This window comes from Phormidium tenue FACHB-1050 (genome assembly GCF_014696925.1).
Classification (GTDB): Bacteria; Cyanobacteriota; Cyanobacteriia; order Pseudanabaenales; family Pseudanabaenaceae; genus Pseudanabaena.
The window spans coordinates 1-21,563 of the sequence record NZ_JACJQY010000040.1 but is presented as its reverse complement, the minus strand read 5'-3'; the positions used below and the strand labels follow the sequence as shown (position 1 = coordinate 21,563).

Genomic DNA, 21,563 nt, shown 5'->3' with positions numbered 1-21,563 from the left:
TTTTACCTATCTTCTAAGATTTGGTTCTTACATCTTGGCAATACTGCTTAACAACTTCTGTTATCGAGCTTTGCAAATCAACATATTTACGAGCAAAAGGAGGCTGCCAATCGGATAAGCCTAAAACATCATGAGTCACCAAAATCTGTCCATCACAGCCTTGACCTGCACCAATACCAATTGTGGGGACAGGAATTAGTTCTGTAATTTTGGTCGCTAAATCCGCAGGAATATTTTCTAATAGCAGTGCAAAAATACCAGCTTCCACTAAAGCTTTAGATTGATGTAAAATCTCTTCGGCAGTGTCAGGAGTACCACCTTGGACTCGATAACCGATCCGATGCACCGATTGCGGTGTTAAGCCTACATGCCCCATAACTGGCATTCCTGCTTGTACTAACTTACGAATCGTTTCAACCATATCAGGATACCCACCTTCAAGCTTAATGCCCCGCGCATCAGTTTCTTTGAAAATGCGTCCCGCCGATCGCATCGCCTCTTCCGCAGAAATTTGATAGCTGAGAAATGGCATATCAACAATTAGTAAAGCATTATCAACACCACGCCCGACCGCTTGAGCGTGACGAATCATGTCATCAAGGGTAACAGGCAAGGTGTTTTTGTAACCAAGCGCCACCATCGCCAGAGAATCACCCACCAAGATCATATCCACGCCTGCTTTGTCGAGCAGTTTGGCGATCGCATAGTCACTTGCTGTCAAAGCCGCGATCGGCTTTTTTTGGTGTTTCCATTTTTGTATTTGGGCGATCGACACTGGCATCGTGGCATTCCTCGTGATTATATTTGTTGTAGTACAACGGAGCTTTACCACAACAAATTGGTTCTTTATTTTATAGAGCTAACATCTAATGTAAACTTTTTAAAGCAAACGCAACATATTAATCGAGTTCGGTACGAGAAGCAAACATTATGCAAGTTGGACAAAAAGTTCGTGTTCGTAGTTTCAAAGATGGCAGCGGTAAGGCAATCTCTAACAAAATTGGCGAAATCGGCGTAATCAAAGAAGAGAAAATTATGGATGGTAGCAAATGGGGCTACATCGTCAAATTCTCTGATAGTACCAAGTCTTGGTTTTTTGCAGATGAGTTAGAATCAGCCTAAAAGCATTAGGATGTTGCGTAGTACGCGACATCCTAATCACTAAATAAGCATCACTAATAAGCCCTATGGCAGATATTAACCGTCAAGATATCATTCGGGGCATGATGGCTGAGGTTGATGGGCTAAGCTATAGTATGGCTTCCGCTAGCCTCGAAGCTGTATTAACCTGTGTTACCAAAGCTTTATCCAATCACCAATCCATAACCCTTAGTGGTTTTGGTAAGTTTAGTGTGCGCCACCGTCGCGCCCGTTCAGGAAGTCATCCTCGTACACATCAGCCCATTACTATTCCTGAAGTTATTATTCCTCACTTTACGTCCAGTCCTCATCTAAAAAAGCTAGTGCAGAATCCCAATGAGCCTAATTCTGACATTTCTCGGTAAAGGTGGTGTTGGCAAGACAACGACTGCGATCGCGGTTGCGCGTGCTTTTGCCGCCCAGAACAAACAAGTCTTATATGTTGGTCAGCAAGCAGGGGATAGCCTCAGCATGAGGCTTGGTGCTGAGTTAACTAACGATCCGCAATTAGTTGCACCCAATTTTGCGGCTGTACATTTACAGTCAACACTTCTGCTTGAACGCTATTGGGACAAGATGAAAGGGTTGGAAACCCAGTATTTGCGGACTCCTTTTTTTAAAGAAGTGTATGGTCAAGAGCTTGGAATTTTACCTGGAATGGACTCGGCACTAGGTTTAAGCTTTTTGCGCGAGCGTGATGCAGAAGGTAAGTATGACGTAATTATTTACGATGGTGTTGGCGATCTCGAAACATTGAGAATGCTAGGAATGCCAGAGATTTTAGGCTGGTATCTACGCCGCTTTAAACAAGTACTAACAGGTTCAGCGATTGGGCAAGCAATTTCGCCATTTGTCGAGCCAATTTTAAGAAGTATTCTCCAAGTCTCTAGCACCGATGATATTTCGCAACAAGCGGGGGAAATGTCATCGGTATTAACTCGCGGTCAAAAAGCAGTTAACGATCCTAGTCGTGTGGCGGCGTATCTAGTCACCACTGGTGACCCCTATGCGATCGCCACAGCAAAATATTTATGGGGTAGCGCTCAGCAAATTGGCTTGACCATTGGTGGGGTGCTGGCTAGGGAGCAAATTAATGATGCAGATTTTGAACCTTTAGCAGTATGTCAAATCCCCGATCAGGTGACAGAATTAACAATCCCAGATCGTCTAGCTAGTCTTGCACCAAAACCCATTGAAATTAATGCAGTAACCAAGCAAGTCAAGTTGTTTTTGCCAACATTCAATAAAAAACAAGTCAAACTAATCCAACTAGGACCAGAAGTCACCATCGAAGCAGGCGATCAACGTCGTAATATTTTCTTGCCCAATGAACTAGCTGGCAAACAAGCCACTGGCGCAAAGTTTCAAGATTCTTATTTAATTATTTCATTTGGCTAAATTATTCAGCTATGCAACTTAGCCCTCGCTTTAAATTATTTTCTCAGCCGCTCGATCGCTATGCCATCGGTTTAGTAGCAGTGCTCAGTGTGGCGATCGCCATATTGTTGTGGGTGGGCGATCGCACAGCCCCACAGGTGAGAGACTTTAGTTGGCAAGGACAGAAGATTGATGCCACTAATATCTCTTTTGCCCTAACCTTTAGCCGCCCAATGGATCGTGACAGTGTTGAGCAAAATCTTAAATTTGACCCGCCCCTTGCAGGCAAAATCAGTTGGTCATCTCGGCGGATGTCCTATACGCCCCTAGCACCAGCTAGTTATGGAAAATCCTATACAGTCAAGCTGGAAAATGCCTATGATCGCTTTGCTCGCGAATCTGGCGAGAAGCAAGCGATCGAGCCTTTCACAGGAAGCTTTACAACACCCAACCCATATTTTGCTTATATCGGTCTTCAAGGAGAAGATAAGGGTCGCCTCGTACTTTACAATGTGCTACAAAAGGAAAAGCGTGTTTTAACACCTGCTAATCTGACAGTTCTAGATTTTCGGATTTATCCTGATCGCCAAAAGGTTCTATTTGGGGCGATCGAGACGGCGGGGCAAAGCCTACTTGACCAAAAACTTTATACAGTAACGACAGGAATTGATCGCGAAGATCGGCTCACGTCTAATTCACCAGAGATAAAACCTATACTTGGCAGTGATGACTATCAAAACTTCAAATTCGATCTCTCGCCCGATGGCAAAAACATCTTGGTGCAGCGTCTCAGCCGTCAGCAAGTTGGACGCTATGGACTCTGGCTCATCAAAGAGAATGAACCAGCACGAGCGCTTGACAACCAACCAGGGGGCGATTTTATGTTTACGCCCGACAGCGCATCGGTGGCGATCGCTCAAGGCGAAGGAGTTGCGATTTTGCCCCTTGAGCCGCAAGCCCCACCGTTGGACTTTCTCCCAAGATTCGGCACGGTTTTAAATTTCGGTAGAAGCGGTACGAAGGCTGCCACGATTAAATTTAACAAAGACTATACGCGATCGCTCTATTTGGTAAATAACCAAGGATTGCAGAAAGAACTTACAAAAATTAATGGGTCGATTCTTGGCGCTCAGTTTGATCCGCAGGAGAAGACCATTTATTGCTTGTTAACTGATGTAGAACAGGACACTGCAAAAAATATCTTTCGGGAGAAGCCATATCTTGCGGCGATAGATTTAGAATCTACTCAATTCCGAAGACTTTTAGAACTTCCACCCCAAAGAGAAGTTCAGTTTAATATTGCTCCTGATGGTCAATCAATTCTCTTGAATTCGGCAATTCCCAGCAGCAATGACTCTTCTAATGCTTCACCTGTTTCAGAAGACTCCGCTCAAGCATCTAGAAGTTCTCGCACTCCCCAAGTACCAACCCAACTAATTATGTTGCCGATTAATAATAATCAAGGTTCAAGTCCTCTACAACCTGAAGTATTACCAATGTTCGGCACAGTTCCACGCTGGTTACCATAATACATAAGAGAGTGTGACCCGAAGGGTCACACTCTCTTACAGCAACAAGAGGTTTTTGAAAAATGTTGCAAGGCAAAACTTTTCAAAAATCTCTTGGTTTGGGCTTAAGCGCAAAGCGCTGTAAAACATTTCAAGGTTAGAATAAAAGCAGTTCTACGGAGGTAAATATATGCCAACGACATCAGTACTTAAGCGCCTCTTTACCGTCAAAGAATATTATCAGATGGCTGCATCTGGTGTAATAGCTCATGGTGAGCGCGTAGAACTAATTAGAGGAGAAATAATTAAAATGTCACCGATTGGGAGAAGACATGCCTCTTGTGTAGATCGTTGTAATTATGCATTTGCGGCAAAACTTACAGGTAAGGTTGTAATTCGGATCCAGAATCCCTTGTCTTTGGATAATACTTCTGAGCCTGAGCCTGATGTAATGTTACTGAAATATCAAGATGACTTCTATGAATCAGGACATCCACAACCTAGTGATGTCTTGCTATTAATTGAAGTTGCTGATAGTAACATCGATAGCGATCGCGAGTTAAAAATTCCTCTCTATGCTGAAGATGGAATTGCGGAAGTTTGGTTAGTTGATATTAATAGTGCTTGCATAGAAGTTTATCGATATCCAAATGTTGAAGGTTATCAAGAAACCTACAAAGTCTATCGCGGACAAAATTTATCTATTCTTGCTTTTCCTGATGTAAGTATTACTGTCGATGAAATCTTGGGATAGAGAAGCTGGTAGCAAGACGGTCGTTGTGACAGGTATTGGCATAATGACAGCGATCGCAGATGATCGCGAAACTACTTGGGAAAGGCTACTAGCCAGTGAATCAGGAATTAAGTTTGACCATCAATTACAGCTTCCTATTGCTAGGATTAGTTCCTTAGGTGATACTCACTCGTCACGATCGCAATATTTATTAGAAAAAGCAACCTTAGAAGCGATCTCTGATGCAAATCTAGAAACTCCATTACCTAACTGCGGAGTTGTCATTGGTTCCAGTCGTAGCAATCAAAGAGAATTAGAACTACTTCTAGATAGCCCTGAAAAATTTCTAAGTGAGAACCAATGGTGGCAAAGCCAGCCAGCAAATTTATCTGCTCAAATTGCGAATTTATTAAAAACTCAAGCTCCTGTATTAGCCCCAATGGCAGCCTGTGCCACTGCCAACTGGGCGATCGCTCAAGCTTGTGAATTAATTCGTTCTGGGCAATGTGAGTTAGCGATCGCTGGTGCAACTGATGCAGCGATTACACCACTGACGATCGCAGGATTTCAAAAAATTAATGTATTAGCCAAATCTGGCGTACATCCTTTTAGTCTAGAACGCGAAGGTTTTGCCCTAGGAGAAGGTTCGGCAGTTTTAGTATTGGAATCATTAGAGACAGCTAAACAACGTGGCGCAAATATTTATGGCAAAGTTTTAGGCTGGGGAATTACCAATGATGCTTATCATGCCACTAGCCCTAACCTAGATAATCGTATGGCTGCGATCGCCCTCAAAGATTGTCTGCGGCGATCGCAAATTAATGCGGATCAGGTTGGTTATATTAATGTGCATGGTACGGCTACACAATTAAATGATGCTCGTGAAGCGGAATTAATTCAACAATTTTTTCCAAATATCGCCGTTAGTGCCACCAAAGGAGCCACTGGCCATACGCTAGGAGCGACAGGGCTGATCGAAGCAGCATTTTGTCTGTTAGCTTTACGAGATCGCCTTTTGCCACCCTGCGTAGGAATGCAAACCCCTGCCTTTGATTTACGGATTATTCATCAAGCTGAGCGCTCTCCCGATCTGCAATATGCACTTAACTTCAGTTTTGGCTTTGGCGGACAAAACGCGATCGTTGCCTTCGGTCAAGAATTATCAGGGTAATGCAGAGCCTCACCTTGATAATTCTTGACCAAAATTCATGTACGATTCTATATTGCATCTATTTTCTGAATAAGACACTTGTGCCAAAACCGTTACAGCTAATGTGGGCTTTGTCTGGACTTTTGCTAACAATAGCTAGCACGTTCATTCAACCCTCCCTGCTCTTGCCATCCCTCACTGGGCAGGGAAATAATATAGCGATCGAATCAATCAGCGTCACTATGCAAATTGGTGCAGTGTTACTTACAGGTTGTCTCGGTGGACGCTACGCTGCATTATTATCGCAAATCACTTACATTACTTTAGGCTTAAGTGGATTTGGCGTATTTTATCAAGGTGGTGGATTAAGTTATCTCAAATCTCCTGCTTTTGGATATTTGCTGGGATTTGTGGCAGGCGGATGGCTTTGCGGATTTCTTGCTTTTTTGAGACCACCAAGTTTAGGACAAATGGCAATCAGTTGTTTTGGTGGATTATTGGCAATTCATTTGGTCGGCATCATCTATTTAGTTGCAATTCAATTACCTAACTTTAGTGCCATCCAAACTTCATTTTGGCAATATTCTGTCCAAGTTTTATCAGGTCAATTTTTAGTCGTGTGTGCCACTATTGTCATTGCAACTATTTCCAGAAAATTATTATTTTATTAAACACAAAATCTTACATTAAAAGCCTCGCGCAGCGAGGCTTTTAATGTAAGATTTTGTGTTTTGTTATTAGGCTGCTAGTAGATATTCAGCGTCTTGTCCTTGCTTATCAAATTGATTGATAAATTTGTCAACGCTAGGGAAAACAGCAAACAATTGATCAATTCTTGTGATTTCAAATACAAGACTAACAGAAGGCTGCTGAGAGCAAAGTAACAAGTTACTCTTTTGAGATTGCATTAGTCTCAGACATGCTATTAGCTTTTGTAAACCTTGACTATCGATAAATTCTACATTTTCCATATCAACAATCAATACAGGAACTTCTTTGCTGTTCATCATCACATTAGCTGAGACCCAAGATTCAACTTTACCAAACAGTTCAGATCCTGCAAAGCTATCGAACTTGCTATTAGTCAATTTAATGGTGAAAGCAGTCTCGCTGTTTAAACCTTGGCGGAAGGATAGCTGATTCACTTTAGTAATTGTATCCATTGTTCTTCCTTGTTCGCTTCTTTTAAGAGAGTAATAGTCTGTTTTTAGGGCTTAGCATTTGATAGAGCAGTAAATTGAGATTGCTTGACAACGCAAATTTCTTTCTTGCTTCTTGGTTTAATTATTCACTCTTTTCTAGATTTTAAAACCGCTAATAGATATACAAAGGTTAGTAAAAAGAAGTTAAAAAGTTATATAAAAGTTATTTTTCTCAGTTAGCTATAAATTTAATAAAAAACATGTAGCTTCATATACCAAAACAAGGCTGTAATCCTTTGGGTATAGCTCTCATGCCAATTCACGAAAGTATGACAACACTTTTGTGAATTAAAAAACCTAACTCAGTAAGATTTTTTAATTAAACAATGGCATAGCCATTGCTTAATTTGGCATCACCAATTATTTAAAGTACAAATTTAAAGTACAAATTAAAATCAAGTTTCACAATGGCAGCGCTATTGTGAAACTTGAAAAGTAAGTATCCTAGACGATTTCGCCAAATAGGTCATAATGATCGGCGGCGGTGATTTTGACGGAAAACATTGAGCCGAGAGTTGCTTTGCCGAGTGGATCGCGGACATAGACTACACCATCAACATCAGGAGCGAATCTTGCCGATCGCCCAATGAGTTCGCCTGTATCTGGATTTTCCTGCTCGATCAACACATCCACGGTTTTACCGATCTCTAGCTGGTTATTCTTGAACGAAATTTCCTGTTGAGCTGCCATAATGCGATCTCGTCGGTCTTGTTTGACTTCTTCAGGTAATTGGTTGGGCAAATCAAAGGCAGGTGTACCTTCTTCAGCCGAGAACGTAAATACACCGACATGATCAAATTCATGACGCTTCACAAATTCTAGTAAATGCTCAAACTGCTCCTCAGTTTCCCCAGGAAATCCAACAATGAAGGTAGTACGGGTAACAGCATTGGGAAGAGCTGCTTTGAGTTGCTCCATAATCTTGTCATTGATCCGACCTTGCCAAGGACGATTCATGGCTCTTAGTACATCGGGATGTGAATGCTGCAAAGGTAAATCTAGATAAGGAACCACATTGGGCGTGGACTTCATCGCGTTGATTACCTTTGGAGTCAAGCCTGTGGGATAGGCGTAATGCATTCTGATCCAAGGCACATCAACTTGCCCAAGAGCGGTTAAGAGTTCGGCAAGGCGCGGCTGACCGTAAATATCTAGACCATAATTAGTAGTGATTTGCGAGATCAAGATAATTTCCTTGACTCCTTCACTAGCTAAGCGATCGCATTCAGTCACAATCGACTCAATTGATCGCGATCGCTGATCGCCACGTAAATGCGGAATAATGCAAAATGCACAACGATAATCACAACCTTCAGCCACGCGCACATAAGCTACGGCTTCATTGGTAGTACGGTAGCGTGGCACAGTGTCGTCAGCAATATAGGTAGGAATTTGGGTAACTTCTTTAACCCGTTCGCCTTTCTCTGCACGTTCGATCACATCGACAATCTTTTGATAGTCGCCAGTACCGACAAGGGCGACTGCTTCAGGAATTTCATCAAGTAGTTCTTGTTGGAAATGTTGCGCCATACACCCAGCAATGACGATGCGTTTGCCCATATCGGCAAGTTCAACCAATGTCCGCACGGATTCGCGACGAGCGTCTTCGATAAAGCTACAGGTGTTGACGATTACATAATCGGCAAGCTCTTCATTGCTATCAACTTGATAACCCGCTTGCACTAATAAGCCCAACATGTGTTCCGTATCGACGCGGTTCTTTTCACAACCCAAGTGGGAGAAAGCGATCGTGGGTTTGACGTTTTGAACCAGATTGACCATATTTCTATTTACGCAATTTTTGGCGCACAAAATTTCAGACACTCTAGCTTAACAAAACTTAAGCACCATGCGATCGCTATGATTGAAACTCCAGCGATTCTCATTATAAAGATCGGATTTTAAAAGCCTACCGTTGGCGGGCTTTTAAAAACCGCTTTTAGTGTTTCCAGCGCCGAAGGCGCTGGAAACACTAAAAGCGGTTTCATAATGAGAATCGCGGTTAAAACTCAGTCTCGTCAGGCATTTGCTTAGTTTTGCCTTTCACCCGCTCAGCACAGCTTTTGGAAGTAGCTTGAACTAGTTTTGCAGTAGGTCCAAAGGTAGCATCTTGATAAAGGCGATCGTATTCCCTTTGATAATGTGCTGCTACAGTCTCATTTTGAATGGCAACTAAAACCTCATCATTAGTATGATTCGCCGCATTAGTCCAATTGTGTGAACCTGTCAGCACTAAATTGCGATCAAGAATCGCGAACTTATGATGCAAAGTATCCCCAGATACAAGATTGGGAATGCCAGCGGTTTTAATTGGCTGTTTCCATGCGCTACTTTTCTCTGTTTTACAATCTTGGGTAGACCTTAAGCCCCACATATCGAGAGTAGCTGAGTAATCACGATAGGCAAATTGAGGTGATACTAGCGCTCGAATTTGGACATTTTCGCGTTGACGCTCTTCGAGCATTGTAGAAATAAATTGATCGGAGTAAACAAATAGAGCCATATCGACACTGTTTTTGGTTCCTGCGATCGCTGTTGCAATCAGTCCATTACTAGTTTGCTCTCGGGCGGTATCTATAGGGTCTGGTGAAAACTTGATGCGGATTTGTGCGCCACCCACAATTAGATAATCAATTTTACGGGAAGGTTTTTTAGTACCAAATAAACTGTCGGGATTGCCATTTGGTCCATCCCCCCACATCAGGTTAAATTCTTTCTTAAATCTTGCGGCAAGTTCTTTGCTGTCTACACGAATAAGATTGTTTGCATTACCTCTAGTCTCAGGTCTGGTAAAGTCACCATGAATATCGCTCATGGTCAAGTTTGCTGAGCCAAATAAAACAATCTGATCGTCAATCACCATAAATTTATGGTGCATTAGCCCACTGCCTTTCGAGCCATCGGCAGTATCGTCAATCCAAGGAACATTGGTAACTTTGATCAATCGCAAACCATCACGACGATCCAGTTCATCTTCACTTAAACGACCGTCATTATCAATATCTGCAAACTTTTGAAATTCTTGGTAGCGCTCGCGATCGCGGGGATTCAGCTTTTCAATTTCCTCAGGGATTAATTCGCTCCAAGCTCGACTATAGCTATTTTCAAGAATCAGTCGAACATTGACACCCCGCAATCTTGCATCGACGATAGCTTTAGCAATATTTGGCAAGCGTAATTCTTGGACAGCAACATCAAGGCTAAATTTAGCGTTGCTGACGTTATCAATCATTACCCTTTCAAGATTGTCCCCCAAACGCTCAATTTTGCGATATGGATCAGTGTATCGAGCAGCTTGATTTTGATTAAAGAATACTTGAATATTTGGATGCTGTGGTAAAGCAGGAACTATACCAGTATCAGATTGGCAAGCGTTTACGGCGATCGCCATCAGTAGCGTCACACCACAAAACAGCAGCCAATAAACCATCTTTCGAGGTAGCGATCGAAATTGATGATGTAGGCGCGAATAGGTCAGATAACCCATACATGCAAGACTTCAAATTTTGCAATCCTAGTCTACAGCTTTAGCAGGAAATCTAGTCCTTAGTTAGTTAATAATCGCCAATTATTAGCTAACTTGGCTTACTTTACCTTGATCAACGGCTTTCATGAGATATTCCAAAGCTTCGTAGTCAGGATCAGTAATGTATCCTTGCTCAGAAAGTTCATGGTTAATCATGTTTTCCAGTTCAGGAGTGAGTCTTTTAATGAGGAGGGCCCGGTTAACTAAATTTCTGATAACACTCTTGTTGTTCATGATCTTTTACTAGGCGTATATTGCGATAAGGGCTGAACTAGAGGAGTACCAGCTTTGCGGATGATGATAAATCGTAATTAACTTGATATATCGTCATGCATTTAGGACTCCCTTTATGAAAATAAGTTTCCGCCAAAATCAAAGCTTCAGATGTGACTGATATCTGTAAATAGATGTGACTCTTATATATAAACATGGGTGATCACAGTCACAAAAAAAGAGATGGCGGCGCTTCGCGCCGCCATCTCTTTTTTTCACGTAGCACTAATTGCTTGCTCAAAGCGTAATAGTTCTAATGATCGATCGCCATAAATCGACTCAATATTTTCTTCGCAACAGGCGATCGCAAACTCATCTAGTTCTTCTGGCTCAACACCAAACATGTCATAAAAAGTATCAGCTTCCACTCTGCAAAACCGAGGTCTTTTCTCATAGATTTTGCAGTTACGATTAAGGCGATCGAAGTTAATACACCAACCATCGCTACCCACCATACTTAAGTATTTTTGTAGCTCATCGGCGGTGAGATAATCTGCTAGGTCGGGGCGATCGCTCGGATCGAGATGACAGCAAGCGCCACAGCCGCTAATACATTGCCAAGTTGCCATTTTATATTTTCTACTTTATGCGTTTATCCAAATATATAGCTATAGCCACCTATATCAGGACAAATCAAAACCCAAATAGTGTGAGGCGGCGCTTCGCGCCGCCTCACACTATTTGGGTTTTATGTCCTAACAAGAATGGCGACAGCTATAGCTTTTACCAGAAGCCAAGAAGTGAGGGGTGGCTCGAAGAGCCACCCCTCACTTCTTGGCTTTTAATGTTCTCGCCTTCGGCGAAAACATTAAAAGCTATATGGACATGTACCAATCTCGAATTAATTTATCCACGATTTGGGGGCTTTCATCGTGGGGGCAATGCCCTGCATTAATGTAATGCTCTGTAAGTGATGGGTAAAACTCACGAAATTTTGCACCCCTAGCACGGGAATTCATCCAAGGATCACCTTCTCCCCAAATCGTCAGCAATGGACAAGACATCGCTCCCAGCAACTCATCAACCTTTTTGCCTTGGGGCGTACTAAATACTGAGGCAAATACCTGTGCAGCACCCTCATCGCAAGATGGTCGATAAATCTCCTCGACTAATTGATCGGTAACCGCCGATTGATCCAAATAAACTTTTTTTAAGGTGTTACGAATGCGCGATTTTTGGCGGACAAAGGTAAATAATAATTGATTTGCCCAAGGTTGGCGCAACACTTTCTGCAAGGCTGGGGCGATCGCTTTTTGGATGGGATTTACTTTTTTAGCCCCAAGGGGATTAGTATCTGTAAATGGTCCCGCACTATTGAGCAAGATCACACCTGCCACTGATTGCGGATAATCAGCAGCTACACACAACGCAGAATAACCACCAAGGGAGTTGCCTGCAATTACGGTTGGACGTTGAATTTTTTCGGTAATAAAATCATGGAGTTGATCCCGCCAAAGATAGCCGCTATATTGCCATGCAGGTTTCTGAGATCGCCCGAAGCCTAACAAGTCGATCGCATATACTTCAAACTCTTGACTAAGTTCCGAGATATTCTTACGCCAGTGATCGGTTGATGCACCAAACCCATGAACTAAGAGCAACGGTGGGCGCTGAGGATTATTTCCTGCTTTGACAAAATAAATTTTTTGTTCTCGCCACAGCCAATATTGACCAGCGATCGCTTCAGTACTTGTTAAAACCATGAAATTTATCAAAAACAAAAAAAATAGGTAAAGGTCGCGCAAAGCGCGACCTTTACCTATTTTAATCTTTATCCAAATCTACCGCTAATGTATTCTTCAGTTGCCACTTGCTTAGGACTGCTGAAAATAACTGAAGTACGATCAATCTCTACTAATTTACCCATCCGCTTGCCATTATCAGAAAGCTCGGTATTAAAGAAAGCCGTCATATCTGCCGATCGCGATGCTTGTTGCATGTTGTGCGTCACGATAATTAGCGTATATTTTTGCTTTAATTCCTGCATTAACTCTTCAATGCGAAGGGTAGAAATTGGGTCAAGTGCTGAGCAAGGCTCATCCATCAAGATTACCTGTGGCTCAACAGCGATCGCACGAGCGATACAAAGACGTTGTTGCTGTCCACCAGAGAGAGCCAGACCACTCTCATTAAGTTTGTCTTTTACCTCATCCCAAATTGCGGCTGATCGCAATGATTTTTCGACCAAATCAGCCATATCATTCTTAGAACCTTTAAATCCATTAATTCTTGGACCGAAGGCAATATTTTCATAGATTGACTTTGGAAATGGGTTAGGACGTTGGAATACCATCCCAATATGACGACGTACCGCCACAGCATCAATCTTAGGATCGTAGAGATTATGACCATTGAAGGTAATTTTCCCTTTCACCCTTGCGCCTTCGATTAAGTCATTCAGGCGGTTAAAGCATCTCAAGATTGTACTTTTGCCACAGCCAGAAGGCCCAATGAAAGCCGTAATTTGATTCTTGTAAATTTCTAGATTTACGCCTGCAACGGCTGGTGTATTTGAGCTGTAGAAAACATTAACGTCCTCTGCAACCAAGATTGACTCATGTTCGGCTTGCTTGTCACTTAAGTTCATTATAAAAAACCAAATTCGTTAGATTTATTCCTAGTCGAACACTCTGAATTACTGGAAGCGGTTGCGGAGGAAAATCGCCACTAAGTTCATACCTAAAACCAGTAATAGCAGCACTACGATTCCCGCCGACGCAAGTGTTTGAAATTCTGGTTTCGGATCGCCAACCCACTCATAGATTTGGTAGGGCAATACAGAAAAGAAGTTATCGTTTGACCATAATGTATCGGTAAATACATCTCCTATTTTACCACTGAATAAAGCTCCAAAATTGATAGGAGAAGCTTTTGGGTCAAATAAAACCGTACCCGCACCCAAAACCACAATTGGCGCAGTCTCACCAATACCTCTAGATGAAGAAATAATTACCGCAGTCAAAATCCCTGGCAAAGCCGCAGGTAGGACGTGATGGCGAATTGTTTGCCACTTAGTTGCGCCGACCCCATAGGATGCTTGGCGGACAGATTGAGGAACAGCACGGATAGCTTCTCTAGAAATAACAATTACTGGTGGCAAAATCAGTAAAGTAATCGTCAAAATTCCTGTCACTAAAACAGCGCGACCACTATATAAACCGCGTACAAATAGTCCTAGCCCTAATAATCCATAGATAATCGATGGAATACCAGCTAGGTTGTAAATATTTAGCTCGATTAACTCTGACAACCAATTCTTTTTGGCATATTCTTCTAAATAAATTGCTGAGCTAACTCCTAGGGGGACTACTAACAGCAATACATAAGCAAGCATCCAGATCGAGCCAAGAATCGCGGCTTTATATCCAGACTCCAGTGGACGACGAGAGGGATAATTTTGAAATAAATCCCAGTTTAATCGACTAGAGGCATCACTAAATACGTCGAAAATTAAGAAGGCGAGAATAATTAATCCAAGGGATGTCGCAAAAATGCAGAAAGCTGCAAATATTTTTCCCCATAATTGTCTTGACTCAAGCTTTGGATCAAATTTTGATTCGCTAGATTGCTCGTCAATATTTTCTAAGATGTCTAACCCTTTACTCATAGGTTTCTTGGAATCGTTTGCTAATTTGCTTGCTGATAATATTAAGAAGAAGCGTGATCAGAAATAGCGTCATCCCAACTGCAAAGAGAGCTTGGTATTCGACGCTGCCAACTCTTGAGTCGCCCTTGGCAACTTGAGCTATATAAGCGGTCATTGTGCCAACTGTTTGTCTAGGATCGAGAGTTAGTACTGGACGTTGACCCGCAGCGATCGCCACAATCATTGTTTCACCAACTGCACGGGATATACCCAAAATAATCGCAGCACAGATACCTGACAAGGCTGCTGGAAACACAACTGTGGTAGCAACTTCTTTTTTTGTCGAGCCAAGCCCATAAGCTGCTTCGCGCAGAGACCTTGGTACAGCGAGCATCGCGTCAGTACTAATTGAGGCGATCGTGGGGATAATCATCACACCCATGATCAAACCTGCGCTGAGAGCATTAAACCCATTTAATCCAGGAATAATTTTGCTGAGGATTGGGGTGATAAATGTCAGGGCAAAGTAGCCATACACGACCGTAGGTACGCCAGCCAATAACTCAATTATGGGACGTAAGAATTTACCCACCTTTGGTGATGCGTATTCTGACAAATAGACGGCGGTTGCTAAGCCTAAAGGTGTTGCCACCAACATGGCAATTAGAGCCACCATGATTGTGCCGTTCACAGTTGGCCAGACACAAAAGCCTTTATCAGCAAATTGAGGAGTCCAGCTACATCTATAGTTGCCATTCTCTAATGTTTTACCAAATAGAAACTCACCAATGTTGACCTTGCCAAAAAAACTGACTGTTTCTGATGCAAGTACATAGACGATCGCAAGTGTCGTCAACACAGAAACGAAAGCACAAAAAAGCAAGGCATAGCCGATCACACTTTCTTTGATATTGCGATCACGACGTTGATAAAGATCGAGATCTTCGACTGGAGGGGGAATTACAGGACTTGTCATAAAGGTTCCTAATCAAGTACATCAAAAGTCAAAGCCCCCCATCGATGATGAGGAGGGCTTAGCTCAAAACTAACTCAAAATTACTTCAAGTCCTTAGCCAATAATTCAGCGATCGGCACGCCAGCTTCAGCATCCATGAAAGTTGTACCTGTCTTTGCAGAAGATACGCGCTCTAAGATTTTAGGCATTGCGTCAGCAGGAAGAGGCACATAGCCTACTTCTTTAACAACCTTAAGATCCTTGTAATAGTAGTCAACAAAAGCCTTTACTTCAGGACGAGCAAGGGACTTTTTGCTAACGTAAATGAAGAGAGGACGAGATAGTGGTGAATATTTACCACTATTGATGTTCTCAGCAGTTGGAGCAACACAACCCTTACCGCCATCGACTTCGACAGCATTTAAAGTTTTGGCATTTTCTTCAAAGTAAGCAACTCCAAAGAAGCCCATTGCGCCCTTAGTACCTTGCACACCTTTAATGGTGATGTTGTCATCTTCGCTAGGTTGGTAATCCTTACGAATCACTTTCGACTTCTTGTTGATGGCTTCGGTAAAGTAGTCAAATGTACCAGAGTCAGCACCAGCGCCAAACAAGGCTAGTGGCTCATTAGGGAAGTCAGGGCGAACTTGATTCCAGTTAGTGATTTTACCTTCGGCATCAGGACTCCAAATTGTGTTGAGTTCTTTGACCGTCAAACATTTTGCCCAAGTATTTTCTTTGTTAACAACTACAGTCAGACCATCAATAGCAATGGGTAACTCGACAAATTCGACACCATTTTTTTTGCAGTCTTCAGCTTCAGCTTTCTTGATGGGACGAGAAGCATTAGAAATATCAGTATCTCCAGCGCAGAATTTCTTGAAGCCACCGCCAGTACCACTTGTACCGACAGGAACTTTTACGCCAGGGTTAGATTTTGCGAAGTCTTCAGCAACAGCTTTGCTAACTGGAGCAACGGTGCTAGAACCATCAATGGTGATATTGCCAGATAGGCTAGAAGCTGCTGGTGCAGGATCTTTCATCGCCGTTGTGGATGTCGCTGCGGGGGTAGTTGCACCAGTTGTGGGGGCTGTGGGGGTGCTGCTACCACTACAGGAGGCTAGAGCTGTAGCAAGTGTAACACCAGCTACAAACTTGACTACACTACGATTGATACTCTTTTTAGACATCATAGAAATCTTACTGCGATTATATCTGTTACGGTTGACTAGGCATTTAAACTAGTTAAGATTGATACTAAACTGCATCCGTCAACACAAGGTTAAGGAACGTTAAAGATGCAGTTAAGTTTAGTTTGGCAAAAAGTTTTTACGTCAAGATTAATTAACAATAAAGAGACAAGAGAGGGGTTACTAGTCCATCTTGTCTCTTTCGTCAGCTATGGCAATTTTCATGCTGGTAATTTATAGGTGTGGCTTAAGCTCCTTGATTATGCGCTTTAGATTCTCACGATTTATTTAGAATTGTTCCATAATATCCAGACTTCAGCAAGTGAAAATTTCATCATGCTAAAACAAAATCAAAAATCAAAAGAAGATGGCGACGCAAAATACCGCTATTCTCTTTTATCGAAAAAACTTAGAAATTTACTAATTGGGTTTTGCAGCGTTTTTTTGATAATTTTTAGTGTCAATCATTTATCAGTCATGGCTGGCGATCGCACATTTCTGAAAGTATCGCTGGACTTCGTTAATGAGTATCAATTACCAAAACAAAATTTTGAGCATACTCCCGTGGGCGGCTTATCAGGACTGACGTACGATCGCATTGATGATGTTTTCTATGCGATTTCTGATGATCGCAGTGAATTCGCACCTGCGAGATTCTACGCGCTCAAGTTGAAATTTAGCACTCAAAAAGAACAGCCTAACCTTGAAAATGTTGAAGTAATTGGCGTAGATTTCCTCAAAGATAAAACGGGTAACACCTATGCTAAGGGCGAAGTTGATCCTGAAGGAATAGCATTAACAGGCGATCGCACGGTTCTCGTTTCCAGCGAAGGAGTAACTAGCAAGAGTATCCCTCCCTTTATCGACGAGTTCGACCTATTGACAGGTAAATGGATCAGAAGCTTACCAATTCCTCAGCGCTATCTATTCGAGCCAAAAAAGGAACCAAATCCTAACAAGAATCAACTTCCTAATCCAGAGCCACAGGGCGTAAAAGACAACCTTGGATTTGAAGCTCTTACCGTAGTTCGTGACTCCATCGGTGATCCCTATCGCGTTTTTGCGATTACTGAAAATGCGCTTGCTCAAGATACTCAAACCGATGAAAGTCAGCCATCTGAAAGCCGATTTTTGCATTATCTTGTTGGTAATATTGCGCCGCTAATCGTTACTGAGCATCGCTATCCCGTCGAAGCAATGACTCCAACCGTCACTCAAATTGGAGTCAATGACATCATATCCCTTGATCGCGGTGGTCACTTTCTCACCCTTGAGCGCTCTAACGGAAGCAATGGACTGAGTGCCAAAATTTGGCAGATTTTTACAGGTGATGCTAATGATACTTCAGCAATTAAGAGCTTTCGGAACAGTCCCAATGTGCGATCTATCCGTAAAAAGCTAGTTTTAGATTTAGCCACTCTGGGGATCAAATTAGATAATTTAGAAGGAATGACTATTGGACCTCGTTTAGCCGATGGTTCGCAAAGCCTGATATTGGTAAGTGACGATAACTTTAGCAATAATCAATTCACTCAATTTCTAGTATTTCGATTAAATCGTAACTAGAATAGATATTCTAAAATCCTAAATCTGCTTTAGCGGCTTCTGCAACTCGCAACACTTCTGGTGTCGAGATTTCTTCCCAAGGCACTTCGCCGATCTCGCGATAGAAAGTTTCATCGTAGGGACGAGTTTGGACGACCACAGGCATTGGGACAGCATGACCTAAAACGAGGGCTTGTTGCTTAGAATCTAACTTCGATAAAATGGTTCGCAAATTGCCACTACCAGCTACACCTGTAAAGATTGCATCAATATCTTTCTCATCATTGAGTAACGCCGTAATTCTCGTTCCAATTTGGGACATCACTTCATTATCAATTCCCGATGGACGCTGATCGACGATGAGCAAAGTCACAAAATACTTCCGCATCTCGCGAGCGATCGTCCCAAAAATAGTTTGTCTAGCTGTATTCGGAGCCAGAAATCGATGGGCTTCTTCGATGGTGATCGTTAACTGCTGCGGGCGATCGCTAATATTTTTGGTCTGCAAAAATCTTTCAGCTTGCTGCACATAGGAATGATGAATCCGCCGCGTAATGATATTTGTCGCCAACATATAGGAAAGCAGATTTGACTGCGAACCAAACTCGATTACGATGTGTTTACCTGCGGCGATCGCATCGAGAATCCGCTTAATATAATTTTCGGGACAGGTGGGGCGTAAATATTTGAGATCGTCAAGGCGGGTGAGTTTGCGCTGGAGAGCCATAATTGAAGATTTACTGCCCATCTTCTGCTCACAAAATTCTTGAATTTCGGAATTAGTCATCGCCAATAATCGCGAAATCCAATTCTTTCCAAATTCATTCCGTAGAATAATCGCATTTTCCAAACTGGCTTCCGAAAGATTCAATTCATCCCGAATTAGCATCAAATCTTCAACATCGATCTGGTCATAACTAATGTAAAGCTCCTGTGCATCGCGCACTCCCCGCCGCTTCGTCGAATCTGGATCGAGAGTATAAATCTGCACCTGAGCAGGAAATAATTGCCGTAACCCCTTAACCGTACTAAATCTTTTGCCTTCAGTGGCAGCTTCCCATCCATATTCCGAATGCATATCAAAAATTAAATTTACGGCTGCTTGCTTACGGATAATCCCCGAAAGTAATAGGCGCGTTAAAAAGGATTTTCCTGTTCCCGACTTACCAAATACGCCATTACTACGCTCCACAAAGCGATCGAGGTCAAGACAAATTGGCACAGGCATATCAATCGGTTGCCCGATCGCAAAGTTCCGTTTATGGGGATCATCTTCCCAACCAAACACAATCCGAAAATCACGCTCAGTCGCATCAAATACTTGCGAGAAATGACTGGGGATCGTCTTCACTGGCAATAGTTGAAAGTCATTTATTTCTTCTACCGTTTCATAAACAGGGGATTTCTTGCGTTTAGTCTTTTTGACGCGATCGCTACTCTGACTAGACGAGCGTTGAGTGATCAGATCAAAAGGATTTGCAGGCACAAACATCAACATCGGCGTTAAATTGATCGTGCCAAAAGTCCCCGTTCCTGCCAAAATCTCGGTTAAGAAAGTATTCTCAGGATCAGGCGGATTCATGAGAATGCGAGGGCTAGCTGTACCGAGAGTAACATCAGTCAGAATGCAAAAAAAGCGTGTATGCCGACCATGCACTACCAGAAACTTACCGACGCGCATATCCTCGACTGAAATCTCGCCATTAAGTCGAACTTCTAAACCGTCGCTTAAAGAACCCTGAACAACAATCCCTAATGGTTGCAAATCCATGCTAAACCTACGTTAAGCGTGCATACTTTTGCTTAGCATAGCAAAACGGCGAAGAAAACTAAGTTTTCTTCGCCGTTTTGCTGTAATTAGCTGCTAATTCTTTTTAGAGTGCTTTGCACCCTAGAAAGCGAATTTAGTAGCGACCACCGCCGCCGCCAGACTTGTTATAGCCGCCGCGACCACCGCCGCCGCCTCTGTTACCACCGCCAAACGAGTCATTATTCTCGCGAGGCTTAGCCTTGTTAACTTTGAGTACACGACCCATCCATTCAGCACCGTCAAGCGCAGTGATGGCGGCATCTTCTTCAGCATCTGCACTCATTTCTACGAATGCAAAGCCACGGGCGCGACCAGTTTCGCGATCGGTAGGGAAATGAACACGAGTGACCTTGCCGTAGTCTTCAAACACAGGCTTCAAATGGTCTTGAGTAACTTCATAGGACAAGTTACCGACGTAAATAGACATTATGCTTTCTCCAAGAATTCAATGAGTATGTAGAGATAGAGATGTCGGAGAGAAGCTTGTCACGATGAAACAGAAAAAAACTGTCAGTACAGAAAACAATTGCTACAACCGATAACTACTTTTACCTTACGGATGATAGTCTAGCGCATAAGCTTTAAGTTTGGGTGTAATGTTACGTTTTGTTTATTTTTGTATCAAACATCATTTTCCTAAAAGCAAAGACAATATGAAATATCACCATTGTTTTTTGGGAATATTCCAATACACAGAAGCATGAAGCATACATAACCTCGCTTTTATGAATTAAAAACTAAATTTAGCAAAGTTTTTAAAGACAGAAAAATGACACTGCCATTTTTGGGTTTTAATATTAGTCCATCCAACCAATATTTTTATTGTTTATACGCTGCAATTGTTCGTTAGAGCCAGTTGGACGGGCATAGAGACTACGATCGCGTTGGGCATAGGGCTGATCGACAGGTTGCTTGCGAGGAGTTGCTCTATTATTTGGTGAATTATTTTGCGGAGTTTGTGACACCAATTGAGAAGAATTAGAGGTATCACTTACTGGGGTTGCCGCAACATCTAAAGCTTTAACCTGCTCCGAGAGTTGAATATTTGCTTCAGCCAAGCGTAAATTATCGCGTTTTACTTCCACAAGTTGTTGATCTAGTTCGTTTTTAAGGCTCTCGATCGCCGCCAGTGATTTCTGCAAAAGCTCAATATTGGTATGGCTAAATTTCAAATCTTTTTCTAGATCGGTTACAGTTTGCGAAAGGGAAGCTTCCCTTTGTTGTGATTGAGCAAGTGATCGCTCTAGTTCAGAAATTCTTGCTTTAGTATGCTCATCAATACTTTGAGAATTCTCTATAGTCTTTTGTGAATTAGGAACACTAGTGATTTTGCTAATCGCATCGGAGACTGTTTCTGCTTTTACTTCAATAGTTTGTTCAGTTGATTGATTCTGAACTGGTGCTTCAGTTTCTTTCTGAACTTCGTCACGCAATAAATCCGAAATTCCGACTTTCTTTTTAGTTGACACTTAGTACAGGACAAAAAGTTGCAAAAGTAGGCAGGAAGGGGTTTTATAAAAGATAACCACATCACAAATAAAACCCCTATGAAAGAGATTAACCTATTT

21 protein-coding genes are annotated in these 21,563 nt (G+C 42.3%); 8 read left to right on the top strand and 13 right to left on the bottom strand.

Annotated features, from left to right (window positions below):
* Positions 1–13 precede the first annotated feature (13 nt).
* Positions 14–781 carry a 3-methyl-2-oxobutanoate hydroxymethyltransferase gene (panB, locus tag H6G05_RS19495; RefSeq protein ID WP_190580597.1) on the bottom strand — a complete coding sequence of 256 codons (768 nt, stop codon included), beginning with the start codon at positions 779–781 and terminating at the stop codon, positions 14–16.
* A 149-nt stretch (positions 782–930) separates the two neighbouring features.
* Here panB and petP point away from each other — a divergent pair, with 149 nt between their 5' ends.
* From petP to H6G05_RS19460, 7 genes are all read left to right on the top strand, one after another.
* On the top strand, positions 931–1,122 hold the full coding sequence (gene petP, locus H6G05_RS19490; RefSeq protein ID WP_190580595.1) for a cytochrome b6f subunit PetP: 192 nt from the start codon (positions 931–933) through the stop codon (positions 1,120–1,122).
* A gap of 65 nt (positions 1,123–1,187) precedes the next feature.
* Positions 1,188–1,505, top strand: coding sequence for an HU family DNA-binding protein (locus H6G05_RS19485; RefSeq protein ID WP_190580593.1), 318 nt, complete (start codon positions 1,188–1,190; stop codon positions 1,503–1,505).
* The gene (locus H6G05_RS19480; protein WP_190580591.1) at positions 1,477–2,538 is read left to right on the top strand and encodes a Get3/ArsA fold putative tail anchor-mediating ATPase NosAFP; all 1,062 of its coding nucleotides are present in this window, start codon (positions 1,477–1,479) and stop codon (positions 2,536–2,538) included. The genes H6G05_RS19485 and H6G05_RS19480 overlap by 29 nt, the downstream gene beginning before the upstream one ends.
* Positions 2,539–2,549: 11 nt before the next feature.
* The gene (locus tag H6G05_RS19475) at positions 2,550–4,046 is read left to right on the top strand and encodes an Ig-like domain-containing protein (RefSeq protein ID WP_190580589.1); all 1,497 of its coding nucleotides are present in this window, start codon (positions 2,550–2,552) and stop codon (positions 4,044–4,046) included.
* Positions 4,047–4,215: 169 nt separating this feature from the next.
* On the top strand, positions 4,216–4,779 hold the full coding sequence (locus H6G05_RS19470) for a Uma2 family endonuclease (protein ID WP_190580587.1): 564 nt from the start codon (positions 4,216–4,218) through the stop codon (positions 4,777–4,779).
* Positions 4,763–5,929: a beta-ketoacyl-ACP synthase gene (locus H6G05_RS19465; protein ID WP_190580585.1), complete on the top strand. Its 1,167-nt coding sequence runs from the start codon at positions 4,763–4,765 to the stop codon at positions 5,927–5,929. Before H6G05_RS19470 ends, H6G05_RS19465 begins: the two co-directional genes overlap by 17 nt.
* An 80-nt stretch (positions 5,930–6,009) precedes the next feature.
* Positions 6,010–6,579: a biotin transporter BioY gene (locus H6G05_RS19460; protein ID WP_190580583.1), complete on the top strand. Its 570-nt coding sequence runs from the start codon at positions 6,010–6,012 to the stop codon at positions 6,577–6,579.
* Between the two features lie 66 nt (positions 6,580–6,645).
* On the opposite strand, the gene H6G05_RS19455 is transcribed toward H6G05_RS19460, so the two are convergent.
* From H6G05_RS19455 to H6G05_RS19410, 9 genes are all read right to left on the bottom strand, one after another.
* On the bottom strand, positions 6,646–7,071 hold the full coding sequence (locus H6G05_RS19455; protein WP_190580581.1) for an STAS domain-containing protein: 426 nt from the start codon (positions 7,069–7,071) through the stop codon (positions 6,646–6,648).
* A 483-nt stretch (positions 7,072–7,554) separates the two neighbouring features.
* Positions 7,555–8,892 carry a 30S ribosomal protein S12 methylthiotransferase RimO gene (rimO, locus tag H6G05_RS19450; protein ID WP_190580579.1) on the bottom strand — a complete coding sequence of 446 codons (1,338 nt, stop codon included), beginning with the start codon at positions 8,890–8,892 and terminating at the stop codon, positions 7,555–7,557.
* A 220-nt stretch (positions 8,893–9,112) separates the two neighbouring features.
* The gene (locus H6G05_RS19445; protein WP_190580577.1) at positions 9,113–10,597 is read right to left on the bottom strand and encodes a phospholipase D-like domain-containing protein; all 1,485 of its coding nucleotides are present in this window, start codon (positions 10,595–10,597) and stop codon (positions 9,113–9,115) included.
* Between the two features lie 527 nt (positions 10,598–11,124).
* Positions 11,125–11,478, bottom strand: a complete 354-nt coding sequence (locus H6G05_RS19435) for a YkgJ family cysteine cluster protein (RefSeq protein WP_190580575.1) — start codon at positions 11,476–11,478, stop codon at positions 11,125–11,127.
* A 246-nt stretch (positions 11,479–11,724) separates the two neighbouring features.
* Positions 11,725–12,612 carry an alpha/beta fold hydrolase gene (locus H6G05_RS19430; protein ID WP_190580573.1) on the bottom strand — a complete coding sequence of 296 codons (888 nt, stop codon included), beginning with the start codon at positions 12,610–12,612 and terminating at the stop codon, positions 11,725–11,727.
* Positions 12,613–12,680: 68 nt separating this feature from the next.
* Positions 12,681–13,496, bottom strand: a complete 816-nt coding sequence (gene pstB / locus H6G05_RS19425; protein WP_190580570.1) for a phosphate ABC transporter ATP-binding protein PstB — start codon at positions 13,494–13,496, stop codon at positions 12,681–12,683.
* Between the two features lie 48 nt (positions 13,497–13,544).
* Complete coding sequence (gene pstA, locus H6G05_RS19420) at positions 13,545–14,516, bottom strand: phosphate ABC transporter permease PstA (RefSeq protein WP_190580568.1); 972 nt, start codon at positions 14,514–14,516, stop codon at positions 13,545–13,547.
* Positions 14,509–15,471, bottom strand: a complete 963-nt coding sequence (pstC, locus tag H6G05_RS19415; protein ID WP_190580566.1) for a phosphate ABC transporter permease subunit PstC — start codon at positions 15,469–15,471, stop codon at positions 14,509–14,511. The genes pstA and pstC overlap by 8 nt, the downstream gene beginning before the upstream one ends.
* 80 nt (positions 15,472–15,551) lie before the next feature.
* Positions 15,552–16,643, bottom strand: a complete 1,092-nt coding sequence (locus H6G05_RS19410) for a PstS family phosphate ABC transporter substrate-binding protein (RefSeq protein ID WP_190580565.1) — start codon at positions 16,641–16,643, stop codon at positions 15,552–15,554.
* Between the two features lie 441 nt (positions 16,644–17,084).
* Between H6G05_RS19410 and H6G05_RS19405 the strand changes: the two genes are divergently transcribed.
* Positions 17,085–18,206 carry an esterase-like activity of phytase family protein gene (locus H6G05_RS19405; RefSeq protein WP_199310659.1) on the top strand — a complete coding sequence of 374 codons (1,122 nt, stop codon included), beginning with the start codon at positions 17,085–17,087 and terminating at the stop codon, positions 18,204–18,206.
* Between the two features lie 10 nt (positions 18,207–18,216).
* Here the strand turns inward: H6G05_RS19405 and H6G05_RS19400 are convergent, their stop codons facing one another.
* The 3 genes from H6G05_RS19400 to H6G05_RS19390 all read right to left on the bottom strand — a co-directional run bounded on the left by H6G05_RS19400 (position 18,217) and on the right by H6G05_RS19390 (position 21,464).
* Complete coding sequence (locus tag H6G05_RS19400) at positions 18,217–19,956, bottom strand: helicase HerA domain-containing protein (RefSeq protein ID WP_190580560.1); 1,740 nt, start codon at positions 19,954–19,956, stop codon at positions 18,217–18,219.
* 133 nt (positions 19,957–20,089) lie between these two features.
* Positions 20,090–20,422: an RNA recognition motif domain-containing protein gene (locus tag H6G05_RS19395; RefSeq protein WP_094532620.1), complete on the bottom strand. Its 333-nt coding sequence runs from the start codon at positions 20,420–20,422 to the stop codon at positions 20,090–20,092.
* A 370-nt stretch (positions 20,423–20,792) separates the two neighbouring features.
* Positions 20,793–21,464, bottom strand: coding sequence for a hypothetical protein (locus H6G05_RS19390; protein ID WP_190580552.1), 672 nt, complete (start codon positions 21,462–21,464; stop codon positions 20,793–20,795).
* Between the last annotated feature and the right edge of the window lie 99 nt (positions 21,465–21,563).

Excerpts from the sequence above, each read along its gene's own strand:
- pstB (WP_190580570.1), bottom strand. The coding sequence starts at position 13,496 with ATGAACTTAAGTGACAAGCAAGCCGAACATGAGTCAATCTTGGTTGCA.
- pstC (WP_190580566.1), bottom strand. The coding sequence starts at position 15,471 with ATGACAAGTCCTGTAATTCCCCCTCCAGTCGAAGATCTCGATCTTTAT.
- H6G05_RS19445 (WP_190580577.1), bottom strand. The coding sequence starts at position 10,597 with ATGGGTTATCTGACCTATTCGCGCCTACATCATCAATTTCGATCGCTA.
- H6G05_RS19465 (WP_190580585.1), top strand. The coding sequence starts at position 4,763 with ATGAAATCTTGGGATAGAGAAGCTGGTAGCAAGACGGTCGTTGTGACA.
- H6G05_RS19435 (WP_190580575.1), bottom strand. The coding sequence starts at position 11,478 with ATGGCAACTTGGCAATGTATTAGCGGCTGTGGCGCTTGCTGTCATCTC.
- H6G05_RS19430 (WP_190580573.1), bottom strand. The coding sequence starts at position 12,612 with ATGGTTTTAACAAGTACTGAAGCGATCGCTGGTCAATATTGGCTGTGG.
- panB (WP_190580597.1), bottom strand. The coding sequence starts at position 781 with ATGCCAGTGTCGATCGCCCAAATACAAAAATGGAAACACCAAAAAAAG.
- rimO (WP_190580579.1), bottom strand. The coding sequence starts at position 8,892 with ATGGTCAATCTGGTTCAAAACGTCAAACCCACGATCGCTTTCTCCCAC.
- H6G05_RS19395 (WP_094532620.1), bottom strand. The coding sequence starts at position 20,422 with ATGTCTATTTACGTCGGTAACTTGTCCTATGAAGTTACTCAAGACCAT.
- H6G05_RS19400 (WP_190580560.1), bottom strand. The coding sequence starts at position 19,956 with ATGGATTTGCAACCATTAGGGATTGTTGTTCAGGGTTCTTTAAGCGAC.
- H6G05_RS19410 (WP_190580565.1), bottom strand. The coding sequence starts at position 16,643 with ATGATGTCTAAAAAGAGTATCAATCGTAGTGTAGTCAAGTTTGTAGCT.
- H6G05_RS19480 (WP_190580591.1), top strand. The coding sequence starts at position 1,477 with ATGAGCCTAATTCTGACATTTCTCGGTAAAGGTGGTGTTGGCAAGACA.
- H6G05_RS19455 (WP_190580581.1), bottom strand. The coding sequence starts at position 7,071 with ATGGATACAATTACTAAAGTGAATCAGCTATCCTTCCGCCAAGGTTTA.
- H6G05_RS19475 (WP_190580589.1), top strand. The coding sequence starts at position 2,550 with ATGCAACTTAGCCCTCGCTTTAAATTATTTTCTCAGCCGCTCGATCGC.
- petP (WP_190580595.1), top strand. The coding sequence starts at position 931 with ATGCAAGTTGGACAAAAAGTTCGTGTTCGTAGTTTCAAAGATGGCAGC.
- H6G05_RS19485 (WP_190580593.1), top strand. The coding sequence starts at position 1,188 with ATGGCAGATATTAACCGTCAAGATATCATTCGGGGCATGATGGCTGAG.
- pstA (WP_190580568.1), bottom strand. The coding sequence starts at position 14,516 with ATGAGTAAAGGGTTAGACATCTTAGAAAATATTGACGAGCAATCTAGC.
- H6G05_RS19470 (WP_190580587.1), top strand. The coding sequence starts at position 4,216 with ATGCCAACGACATCAGTACTTAAGCGCCTCTTTACCGTCAAAGAATAT.